10 protein-coding genes are annotated in these 11,168 nt (G+C 33.6%); all 10 read right to left on the bottom strand.

Annotated elements, in window-relative coordinates; genetic code table 11:
* On the bottom strand, positions 1-1,124 hold a 1,124-nt coding region (fabV, locus tag WBQ70_RS08950), incomplete at its 3' end, for an enoyl-ACP reductase FabV (protein ID WP_423913105.1).
* Between the two features lie 84 nt (positions 1,125-1,208).
* Positions 1,209-2,861 (bottom strand): DNA repair protein RecN, encoded by a 1,653-nt coding sequence (gene recN, locus WBQ70_RS08945; protein ID WP_423913103.1) that lies wholly within the window; start codon positions 2,859-2,861, stop codon positions 1,209-1,211.
* A gap of 234 nt (positions 2,862-3,095) precedes the next feature.
* Positions 3,096-3,980: a DUF4835 family protein gene (locus WBQ70_RS08940; RefSeq protein ID WP_423913101.1), complete on the bottom strand. Its 885-nt coding sequence runs from the start codon at positions 3,978-3,980 to the stop codon at positions 3,096-3,098.
* On the bottom strand, positions 3,973-5,184 hold the full coding sequence (gene coaBC, locus WBQ70_RS08935; protein WP_423913099.1) for a bifunctional phosphopantothenoylcysteine decarboxylase/phosphopantothenate--cysteine ligase CoaBC: 1,212 nt from the start codon (positions 5,182-5,184) through the stop codon (positions 3,973-3,975). Before coaBC ends, WBQ70_RS08940 begins: the two co-directional genes overlap by 8 nt.
* A gap of 9 nt (positions 5,185-5,193) precedes the next feature.
* Positions 5,194-5,511, bottom strand: a complete 318-nt coding sequence (locus WBQ70_RS08930; RefSeq protein WP_026709525.1) for a DNA-directed RNA polymerase subunit omega — start codon at positions 5,509-5,511, stop codon at positions 5,194-5,196.
* A 9-nt stretch (positions 5,512-5,520) separates the two neighbouring features.
* Positions 5,521-6,315: an outer membrane protein assembly factor BamD gene (locus tag WBQ70_RS08925; RefSeq protein WP_423913095.1), complete on the bottom strand. Its 795-nt coding sequence runs from the start codon at positions 6,313-6,315 to the stop codon at positions 5,521-5,523.
* Positions 6,316-6,439: 124 nt separating this feature from the next.
* Complete coding sequence (gene dapA / locus WBQ70_RS08920) at positions 6,440-7,321, bottom strand: 4-hydroxy-tetrahydrodipicolinate synthase (protein WP_423913092.1); 882 nt, start codon at positions 7,319-7,321, stop codon at positions 6,440-6,442.
* Between the two features lie 8 nt (positions 7,322-7,329).
* Positions 7,330-7,848 carry a DUF6913 domain-containing protein gene (locus tag WBQ70_RS08915; RefSeq protein WP_423913089.1) on the bottom strand — a complete coding sequence of 173 codons (519 nt, stop codon included), beginning with the start codon at positions 7,846-7,848 and terminating at the stop codon, positions 7,330-7,332.
* A 607-nt stretch (positions 7,849-8,455) separates the two neighbouring features.
* Positions 8,456-10,459 (bottom strand): NAD-dependent DNA ligase LigA, encoded by a 2,004-nt coding sequence (ligA, locus tag WBQ70_RS08910; protein WP_423913086.1) that lies wholly within the window; start codon positions 10,457-10,459, stop codon positions 8,456-8,458.
* Positions 10,460-10,610: 151 nt separating this feature from the next.
* Positions 10,611-11,084 (bottom strand): DUF6495 family protein, encoded by a 474-nt coding sequence (locus WBQ70_RS08905; RefSeq protein ID WP_423913084.1) that lies wholly within the window; start codon positions 11,082-11,084, stop codon positions 10,611-10,613.
* Between the last annotated feature and the right edge of the window lie 84 nt (positions 11,085-11,168).

The raw sequence follows: 11,168 nt of genomic DNA, 5'->3' as shown, positions 1-11,168 counted from the left end.
AAACCAAAAAGGTTGTAGAAGTCTTTGCGGTATCCTTCAAGATCTCCTATTTGCTCTAGGTTTTCTGTTACGGCTTCTTGCCATAAAGCGGCAACTTTAGCTTGAACGTCTTCTCTCATTTCCCAGTCGTCAATGCGAATACGTCCTTGCTCGTCTGTAGGTACTTCAGTTCCGTTGTACAAACGATCCGCGTATAAACGTTGGATTTGTTCGATACAACCTTCGTGAATTCCTTCGGCTTTCATGATTTTATACAATAAAGAGATGTACAATGGAATTACTGGAATCGCTGAACTTGCTTGTGTTACCAAGGCTTTGTTTACCGATACATACGCTTTTCCGTTCAAATCAGCCAAGCTTTTAGTGATGTCAAAAGCAGTAGCTTCTAAATGATCTTTAGCACGACCGATGGTTCCTTTTCTGTAAACAGCCTCAGTCAATGATGGCCCGATGTAAGAATACGCTACTGTTGTAGCGCCTGGAGCTAATAAATTTGCCGCTTTTAGAGCGTCCATCCACATTGCCCAGTCTTCACCTCCCATTACAGCGATGGTGTTCTCAATATCATCACCACTGCATGGCTCGATAGAAACCTCAGATACTTTTCCTGAGTGAAAATCAACAGTTTTATTTGTGAAAGTTCCACCGATAGGTTTTAGAACTGAACGGTGCATTACTCCTGTATTAGGATTAGTACGCACTGGCGATGCCAAACTATAAATTACTAAATCAATCTGACCTAAGTCGGCTTTGATTAAGTCTAATGTTTGTTCTTTTATTTCGTTAGAGAAAGCATCTCCATTGATACTTTTTGCATACAATCCTGCTTTAGTAGCTTCTTTTTCAAAAGCTGCAGAGTTGTACCATCCTGGCGAAGCAGTTTTTCCTTCGGCTGGTCCTTTTTCAAAAAACACACCGATAGTTGCTGCATTTGATCCAAAAGCAGAGGTAATTCTAGAAGCTAATCCAAATCCAGTTGAAGCTCCAATAACCAAAACTTTTTTAGCACCGTCAATAGCACCTTTTGATTTTACATATTCAATTTGATTTTTTACGTTTTGCTCACATCCTTTTGGTTGAGATGTCAAACAAATGAATCCTCTCATTCTAGGTTCTATAATCATGTTTCTTTATTTACTCGTTATTTATATAGCGCTAAAAAGCAGTTTAAATTTCGTTTATTTCGAGAACAAATATAATTGAATATATTAGTTCAGCAAGGCTTTGGCGTGATTTAAGGCTGAGTCTGATACTACAGCTCCTGAAAGCATTTGTGCAATTTCGACAATTCGTTCTTCAGGATTTAGTAAAACCAATTCAGACTGAGTGTCTTCGCCCACGGTTGACTTGAATACTTTAAAATGCGCATTTCCTTTCGCCGCAATTTGTGGCAGGTGTGTAATGGCAAAAATTTGCATTTGTTGGCTCATTTCTTTCATGATTTCACCCATTCTAATTGCAATTTCTCCTGAAACTCCAGTGTCAATTTCGTCAAAAATCAACGTTGGCAATTTAGAGTACTGCGCTAAAATAGCTTTCACAGCAAGCATGATACGGGACATTTCTCCACCTGAAGCTACTTTTTTCAGTAAACCAAAATCAGTTCCTTTGTTAGCAGCGAATAAGAATTGTAATTCGTCTTTTCCGTTTTCAAAATAAGTCGCCGTTGGCGTTACTTTGATATTAAAACGCACATTAGGCATTCCTAAAGTCGCGAGTATGGAAATTAACTGATCTCCTAAAACTGGAATTGCGATTTGACGGTTGTCAAAAACAGTTTGTGCCAAAGCATCCAATTCTTTGGTTTTTTCAGCAATGGAATGATTTAACGCTTCAATATCACTTTCTAAATTCCCTAATTCTAAAACCGAATTTTCCAATTTAGATTGAATTTCCAAAAGTTCCTCGACAGTTCCAGCCTGGTGTTTCTTTTGCAAGTTATAAATCAACTGCAACTTTTGATTGATCAATTCCAATTGTGCTGGATCACTCAATAAAGACTCTGAGCAGTCGTTCAGCTCTTTCTCAACATCATCCATTTCAATCAAAACACTTGCTACTCTTTCGTGTAAGCTTTGATATTCTGGTGAAAAAGATGCGATTTTATGTAAAGCGGTTTTGATTTCATTCAAATTAGCCAAAACACCAATTGACTCGGCGCTCGTAATCGCTAATGACTTGTCAATCGCTTCTTTGATAACTTCAACATTATTTAGCTTTTCATAATCCGCTTCCAAGGTTTCTTGTTCGCCTGATTTTAGTTTGGCTTCAACTAATTCTGTCAATAAAAATTGATTGTATTCTTGTTCTTTATACGATTCGGCTTGCTTTTTAATCAAAGCATTCAACTTTGATTTCTCAGCCTTGTATTTCTTTAAAACCAATTGATAGTTTAAAAGAATATCCGCATTCTGAGCAATAGCATCAATAATCTTGAATTGTACATTCTCGTCTGACAATTCCTGAGTTTGTTGTTGCGAATGAATATCAATCAAATACAAGCTTAACTCTTGTAATTCCTGTAAATTTACAGGACTGTCATTAATAAATGCACGCGACTTGCCCGAAGGTAAAATTTCGCGTCGTATAATAGTATCGTCTTCGTAGTCTAAATCATTAGACTCGAAAAACGGTTTTAAATTGTATTTGGAAATTTCAAAATGGGCTTCGATGATGCATTTCTCTTCTTTGTTTTTCAACGAAGATAAATCAGCTCTCTTGCCTAAAACTAAACCCAATGCGCCTAAAATAATTGATTTTCCTGCTCCTGTTTCTCCTGTGATTATCGAAAATCCTTTGGAAAAATCAATAGATAATTTCTCAATTAATGCGTAGTTTTTTATCGAAAGTGTGGTAATCATCTAATCTGTTTTGGTAGCTAAATTAATACTATAAAAAAGTTTTTAGTATTTAATCCGTTGGGTCTAATTCTATTTTTATCGTTAATCTATAACTAATGTCACATTGAGCTTGTCGAAATGCTTTAATATGAGGTCTTCGACAGGTTCAGACTGACATTTTTGATTCAATTTTACTTTTGATTTTAATTAAAATCGCTTTTTTTTAACAAGTTTTGATTAATTGCACCCAACGTGTTAGTACTTAATATTTCCCCATTTACTGTTATTCAACGGAGACGTTTTATTTAAACTTTCTAATAAATCTGTAATGGTAATCGTAGGTCCTCCTGAAAAAATAGACACAATTTCATCTGATTTGGCATCAAAAAAAACACGAGTCAAAAAAGCATTTGGCTTTGCAGCATATAATTTATTCAAATCCATTAAAGAGCCTTTAATTTTCTCTTTAGCTCCCTTAAGATCTTTGGTCATCATATCTAAACCTGTATGATAATCTGAAATAGTATTTCTAATTACAAAATAAGTAGGTGATAATAAATCATTAATTAAAAAATAACGGTTTTGATTCCCATCAGTTTGAGACCACCCTTTATAGCCACTTTGTTGTGATACGTTGGCGATATTTTGCGCTACTTCTAAATATTCATCCCCTGATTTTGGAACAAATGAATCTGCATCTAAACCTAAAATAACATAAGTATAAAAGGAAATTACGGAAACTAAATTAGATTCAAAACTATTCGCATTATAGATAATTCTCTCAAACTGCGTGTATTTAAAACTAAAATCCTTGTCGTTATAATTTAAAACTGGAGACGAATAAGAAGAATTATATATAGGTCTTGATGATTGTACTTGAATCGTTGCCTCAAATTGATCTGAATTATTGCCAGAGATCGTAATATACATCGAACAATTGATTTTTTCATTTTGCTTTAATGCTTTGCCTGTCCAATCTGTTTTATTTACAAACTCTGTTAAAGAAGTTTCTAACGTTTTGTAAACGGATTGATTCGTATTAGCTAATTTTTCAGAATTGACTGTAATAGTACAATTCAATTGTTGTCCCTGTACGACAGAAAAAAATAGTATTGCGAAAAGAAGAATCCCTTTATTCATGAAAATAGGCTTTTATTTTGTTTAAAATATCCTCAGCAACTGCTTCCTTAGATTTTAACTCCATTGGTTCAATATTGAAATCCTTATCAATAAAGGTAACTTTGTTAGTTGCTTTTTTAAATCCTGCTCCTTCATCCTGCATAGAATTCAGAACTATCAAATCTAAGTTTTTTTTCTGGATTTTCCCCTTTGCATTTTCAATTTCATTCTCCGTTTCTAATGCAAAACCTATTAAGAATTGATTTTTTTTCTTTTCACCAAGTGACAACAAGATGTCATTGGTCTTTTCTAATTCAATACTAAAACTATCAGTTGCTTTTTTTATTTTCTGACTAGCAACATGTTTGGGTCTGTAATCAGCAACGGCTGCCGCTGCAATAACAACATCCATTTGATCATAATGTGCATGACAAGTATCATACATTTCTTGTGCCGAAATCACATCAATTTGTTGAATTAAAGCGTGATTTGATTTAAAATGAGAAGGTCCTGAGACCAAAATTACCGAAGCACCAAAATTTGCAGCGCTATAAGCAATATCAAATCCCATTTTCCCTGAAGAATGATTCCCTATAAAACGAACAGGATCAATAGCTTCATAAGTTGGACCAGCAGTAATTAATATTTTTTTGCCTTTTAGCGGTAATTTACTTTCTAAATCGGCTTCAATAAATGCGACTATATTTTCAGGTTCAGCCATACGACCTTCTCCCGAAAGTCCACTGGCTAATTCACCAGATTCAGCAGGAATAATAGTATTCCCAAATTGCTGTAAGGAGTTGAAACTAGCAATCGTAGAAGGATGTTTATACATGTCTAAGTCCATCGCTGGAGCCACGTACACAGGGCATTTAGCTGACAAATAAGTAGCTATAAGGAGATTGTCACAATTCCCATTGGTCATTTTTGACAGGGTATTTGCGGTGGCAGGAGCAACAACCATTAAATCAGCCCAAAGACCTAATTCAACATGATTATTCCACTCTGCATCTTGTTCCTCTTCGTTGAAAAAACTAGAGTAAACAGGATTTTTAGAAAGGGTTGATAACGTTAATGGCGTTACAAAATCCTTAGAAGCAGGTGTCATTATCACTTGGACATGTGCACCTGCTTTTATAAAGAGTCGTACTAATGATGCTGTTTTATAGGCTGCAATCCCACCAGAAACTCCTAGTAAAATTTTCTTACCGTTTAAAACTGACATTGGTACGTATTATTTGTTTGAATCTCTGTGATAGATTTTTCCATCTAACCATTCTTGAACTGCTAAAGCGTGTGGTTTAGGCAATTTTTCATAGAATTTTGAAACTTCGATTTGCTCTTTGTTTTCAAAAACTTCTTCAAGACTGTCATTATATGTAGCAAACTCTTCTAGTTTTTCAGTCAATTCCTTTTTGATTTCAGAGTTGATTTGGTTTGCTCTTTTAGCCATAATGGTTATCGCTTCATACACATTCCCAGTAGGTTCTTCAATAACTGTTTTGTTGTAAGTTATTGTATTTACTGGAGCATTCGTCTTTTTTAAATCCATGACTTTATTTTATTTAGTAAATTTTTGTAAATCTTGTTCCACTCGTACCAACATATCGTCGGCTTTTTCTTTGTATTTTGTATCTGCCTTAAAAGCAATTAGATTAGTATATGCTTTTTTAGCTACTAATAAACGCTCTTGCATTTTATCCTGAACACTATTAATTCCTAGTTTATAAGCAGAATCTAATCTGTAATATAATGCATCCTCTTTGTATGGTGTTCCTGGGAAATCATTGATAAAATTATCAAATGCAACTAATGCTGATTTGTAATCAGAAATTGTATTGTAACCTTTGGCATTTTCATATACCTTTTTTTCAATTTTCTCAGCTAAAGCTTTTACTAATGTATTAGCCTCTGGCAAATAAGTTGAATTAGGATAACTATCAATAAAATTTTGTAATTTATCTATCGCTTTGTGTGTATCCGTTTGATCTAAACTGTAAATAGGAGATAATTTTGAATAACTTTTAGCACCTAAAAAAGCAGCTTCTTCTACTTTTTCACTTTTAGGATAACTAGAAACAAAACTTTCAAATTGATAACCTGCTAAATAAAACTGATTGGTTTTATAATACGATTGCGAAAACATATAAAACAACTTTTGCGCTTGAGGTTTCCCTCTATAACTAGTTGCAATCTGTTCAAATAAACGAATAGCTTTTGTATATTTTCCCTCTTCGTATAACTTAGTTCCCATTTCATACTTCACAGCGACATCTTCATTTTTCAATGCTTTTTGATATTCGTTACAAGATGAAAAGAGCACTACAAGAAACAATAATGATATTATTTTTTTCATTTTTATATTTTTTCGATTCAATTGTTAGCAACAACCTACAAAAAACCGTACCGAAGATTCGGTGCAAATTTAGGCATAAATTTAGCTTCTACAAAATATTTCTTTGCTTAAGAAATTAAGGGATTTATTTGTCAAATTTCGCTACAAAAGAATCAATTCTAGTAGCCAAATCTTCATCAACGCACACCAATGGTAGGCGAACATAATTCTCTGCTATACCTTGTGACTTAAAGACTTCTTTAATACCAGCTGGATTTCCTTGTTCAAATATCATATTAATACAATCCGAAAAACGGTAATGTATCTCATATGCTTCATCCACTTTACGATTCAATCCTAAACGAACCATTTCTGAAAAAGCAGTTGGAAAACTTTGACCAATAACTGAAATTACACCAACCCCACCAGCAAATATCATTGGCAAAGCCAACATATCATCTCCTGATATTACTAGAAAATCCTTTGGTTTGTTTTTGATTATTTCCATTGCCTGACTCAAATCACCCGAAGCTTCTTTAAGTGCCACAATATTTTTACAATCATTTGCCAAACGGATTACCGTTGCTGGCAACATATTACTAGAAGTTCTACCAGGAACATTATAAATAATTACAGGTTTTGGAGAAGCTTCAGCTACTGCCTTGTAATGTTGATATATTCCTTCTTGTGTGGGTTTATTATAGTATGGCGAAACAGATAAAATTGCCTCAAAAGCTGTTAAATCCTTAGTTTTTAATTCGTTAACTAATGTCATCGTGTCATTTCCTCCAACACCTAAAACCAAAGGCAATCTTCCTTTATTAGCTGCTACAACAGTTTTGATGACTAATTCTTTTTCTGCTGAACTAAGCGTTGCTGTTTCAGCTGTAGTTCCTAAAACTACTAAGTATTCAATTCCACCATCAACTGAAAAATTTACAATACGTGTTAAAGCCTCTATATCAATGGATAAATCTTCGTTAAATGGAGTTATAAGCGCCGCTCCAGTTCCTATTAATGATTGCATGTGTTAGGTTATATTTTATTTAATATTTTTAAGTATCGAAACAATTCATAAACAAATACTTTATAATTTTGAGCATTTACATTAATCATCAAATTATTTATTCGTTTATCAATAGAGGAGAAACCAACTTTAAAATCTGCTTTTGATTGATTTGTCACTAGTAACAAAATTGCTTTCTCAACATCATAATAACTAATTAATAAATCAAATTCTTTATCAATAAAATCAGTTACTACTTTATTATTTACTGCACCATTCCAGTTAATATCATTAGAAGTAAAAAAAGGATACTTACATACCTTATTCTTATTAATTCTACTTCTATACAAAAGAACCTCAATGTTTTTTTCCAAAAAACCGTTGAAAAATAATTGTTCAATTAACTGATTTTTGTCCTTAAAACAACATTCATCAATTAGCAAACCAACCGTCTTAATTTTATTGGAATTTGGCTGTTTTTTCTCTTTAAGAAAACTATTTTTCAATAGTTGTTTTACTGAAAATTCCTTTAAATATTTCAACAGCATGATCTCTTATCTAATTTACAAAATTAAGTATTTATGTCACAATATAGAGAGCAAATCTAAAAAACTATAACGTAGATTTAAAACTTTTTGTTATAACCTTAACAATTTGACACATAAAAGAAATTTTTTAACAATAAGAAGCAGAACGACAATACTTTGATTCCCGCCTCTTCCTGCTATCCACTACAAGCTTATGGTGGCAAAACCAAAGCCACCATAAGGCTTTTCGTTTCTATCAGGGCTATTTATGATGTTTTGTTCTTATAGAAAGCGAAACATTATGAGTTATTATGAGTTATACGTTATGAGTTATACGTTATGAGTTATATGTTATGAGTTATATGTTATGAGTTATATGTTATGAGTTATATGTTATGAGTTATATGTTATACGTTATGAGTTATATGTTATACGTTATGAACTGTCAGTGATATACCTGCGAATAGTTCAAAGCAAACTCTTAACTCTTAACTCTTAACCCTTAACTCTTAAATCTTAACTCTTAACCCTTAACTCTTAACTCTTATCCCTTAACCCTTAACTCTTAACTCTTAACCCTTAACTCTTAACCCTTAACTCTTAACCCTTAATCCTTCACTCTCAACTCCTAACCTTCCTTAAGCATCGCCATAAAATCCGTTTCTGAAATAATAGGGATACTCAATTTATTAGCCTTGTCTAATTTAGCTGGACCCATATTATCTCCCGCTACAACATAATCCGTTTTGGATGAAATAGAACTACCTACTTTACCGCCATTATCCTCAATCTTTTTCTTTAAATCATCACGAGAAAACTCCGTAAAAACACCCGAAACTACAAATGTTTTCCCTAAAAGAATCTCCGTAGCATCTAGATTTGTCTTCTCAACCACTTCAAACTGAACACCGTATTCTTTCAGTCGCTCGATGATCAAGTTATTTTCTTGATTTTCAAAAAAATCAATGACACTTTGCGCAATTCGCTCTCCAATTTCATCAACCAAAATCAAATCCATCAAACTAGCTTTCGAAAGTGCATCAATGTTTTTATAATGTTTCGCTAATTTTTTAGCAACAGTCTCACCTACAAAACGAATTCCTAAAGCATACAAAACACGTTCAAAAGGAATATTTTTTGATTCTGCGACACCATTAACTAAATTCTCTGCTGATTTTTGCGCCATTCGTTCCAAAGGAAGAATTTGTTCCACAGTCAGCTGGTACAAATCGGCATAATTATGCACTAAACCGTTATTAAACAACAAAGCAACCGTTTCGCCACCTAATCCTTCAATATCCATTGCTTTACGAGAAATAAAATGCTGAATACGACCAATAATCTGTGGAGGACATCCGTAAAAATTAGGACAATAATGATTTGCTTCACCAGTATTACGAACCAATTCCGTTTCACATTCAGGACAATGTGTAATATACTGCGTACCGACTAAATTTTCAGGTCGTTGTCCTAAATCTACCGCTATGATTTTAGGTATAATCTCTCCTCCTTTTTCAACAAAAACAGTATCTCCAACTCGGATATCTAATTTTTCAATTTGGTCAGCATTGTGTAACGAAGCACGCTTTACAATCGTACCTGCTAATTGCACAGGTTCCAAATTAGCTACTGGTGTAATAGCCCCTGTTCGTCCTACTTGGTACGAAATTGAATTTAGCTTAGTCGAAACCTGCTCCGATTTGAATTTATACGCCATTGCCCAACGAGGTGATTTGGCCGTAAATCCTAATTCCTCTTGATACTGAACAGAATTAACCTTCACTACTACACCATCCGTTTCATAAGGCAATTCATGACGGTGAATATCCCAATAATCTATGAACTCAAAAACAGCTTCAAGATCTCCGGCCAATCGTGCTTCTTGTGGTACTTTGAACCCCCATTCTCGCGCTTTATTCAATCCTTCAAACTGAGAACTAAGTTGCAAATTACTCCCCACAATTGAATACAACAAGCAATCCAAAGGTCTTTTAGCAACCAAGGAACTATTTTGTAATTTCAAACTTCCTGAAGCTGTATTCCTAGGATTAGAATAAGGAATTTCACCTATTTCTATCAAATCCTGATTCATTTTTTCGAAACCTAAAAAAGGCAGAATAATTTCACCACGAATATCAAATTTAGCAGGATAATCACCTTTCAATCGTAATGGAACTGTATTGATGGTTTTTATATTATTTGTTACATCATCTCCTTGAAAACCATCTCCACGAGTCACCGCACGCACTAATTGTCCGTTTTCATAAGTAATCGAAATGGATGCACCATCATACTTAAGCTCACAGGTATACTCCAGCGGCACTTCGCCTAACTGTTTTTGAAGTCGTTTTTCCCAATCTAACAAATCATCCTTTGAATACGAATTATCCAAAGAATACATTCTTTGCTCATGCGTAATAGTTTGGAAGTTTTTCGTAATTGTTCCACCCACACGTCGCGTAGGTGAATTTTCATCAGAATACTCAGGGTGTTTCGCTTCCAATTCTTGAAGTTGCTTTAACTTTAAATCAAAATTATAATCCGAAATAACAGGATTGTCCAGTACATAATAATTGTAATTATGCTGCTCAAGTTCTTCTCTTAATAACAATATTTGCGACAGAATATCCATGGGAACAATTTAGGTGTTATGAATTAAAAGTTTGGAGTTAAGAGTTTGGAGTTTCAAGCTGAAAGTTAGAAGTTAAAAGTCTGCGTAGTAATAATTAACTATTACGCAACCATCAAACACTTAACCCATAACTTATAACCCACAACTTTATTTACCCTTCAATAATCGTATTTATTTGTTTGTATAATTGTCCGTCACTTAAAAATGCACCTTGCTGAATAAGAGCAAATAACGAACTATTACGTTCGTCTGAAAATTGTTTTTTCCCTACTTTCATCTCAATAGTATCCGTAAACATATTATCACTTAACCATTGCAAACCTTCATTAGTTAAAAAATCAACCTCAGGAACTAATGACTTTAGAACAATAGAATTAATATAGGTATCAAAAGCTTGAAAAATAAAAATATGATTTTTTGAAAAATGTTCTAAATATTCTGCTTTTGTTAGCACACTTTCCCAGATTAAATCTGAAAAAACATCCAATTCTTGTTCCGCCACCTCTGGTTTCTCTATTTTAATTTGATCCCATTCCGCTTTATCAATAGATTGAGTTGCTAAAAAATTAGTAAATTCCTGTGTTAACTCTTCAAATTGTTCTTTTGTTAATCTTGCGTATTTCATTAAATGTGTTTTTACCATAAAGGTGTTTTATTTTACCGAAAAGGCACTAAGGCACTAAGGTTCTACTTTTGTACAGACACAAAG

Source organism: Flavobacterium sp. (genome assembly GCF_049590715.1).
Taxonomy (GTDB): domain Bacteria; phylum Bacteroidota; class Bacteroidia; order Flavobacteriales; family Flavobacteriaceae; genus Flavobacterium.
The sequence above is the reverse complement of the archived record's forward strand: the minus strand, read 5'-3'. Positions and strand labels throughout refer to the sequence as shown.

Excerpts from the sequence above, each read along its gene's own strand:
- recN (WP_423913103.1), bottom strand. The coding sequence starts at position 2,861 with ATGATTACCACACTTTCGATAAAAAACTACGCATTAATTGAGAAATTA.
- WBQ70_RS08940 (WP_423913101.1), bottom strand. The coding sequence starts at position 3,980 with ATGAATAAAGGGATTCTTCTTTTCGCAATACTATTTTTTTCTGTCGTA.
- coaBC (WP_423913099.1), bottom strand. The coding sequence starts at position 5,184 with ATGTCAGTTTTAAACGGTAAGAAAATTTTACTAGGAGTTTCTGGTGGG.
- WBQ70_RS08930 (WP_026709525.1), bottom strand. The coding sequence starts at position 5,511 with ATGGATTTAAAAAAGACGAATGCTCCAGTAAATACAATAACTTACAAC.
- WBQ70_RS08925 (WP_423913095.1), bottom strand. The coding sequence starts at position 6,315 with ATGAAAAAAATAATATCATTATTGTTTCTTGTAGTGCTCTTTTCATCT.
- dapA (WP_423913092.1), bottom strand. The coding sequence starts at position 7,321 with ATGCAATCATTAATAGGAACTGGAGCGGCGCTTATAACTCCATTTAAC.
- WBQ70_RS08915 (WP_423913089.1), bottom strand. The coding sequence starts at position 7,848 with ATGCTGTTGAAATATTTAAAGGAATTTTCAGTAAAACAACTATTGAAA.
- ligA (WP_423913086.1), bottom strand. The coding sequence starts at position 10,459 with ATGGATATTCTGTCGCAAATATTGTTATTAAGAGAAGAACTTGAGCAG.
- WBQ70_RS08905 (WP_423913084.1), bottom strand. The coding sequence starts at position 11,084 with ATGAAATACGCAAGATTAACAAAAGAACAATTTGAAGAGTTAACACAG.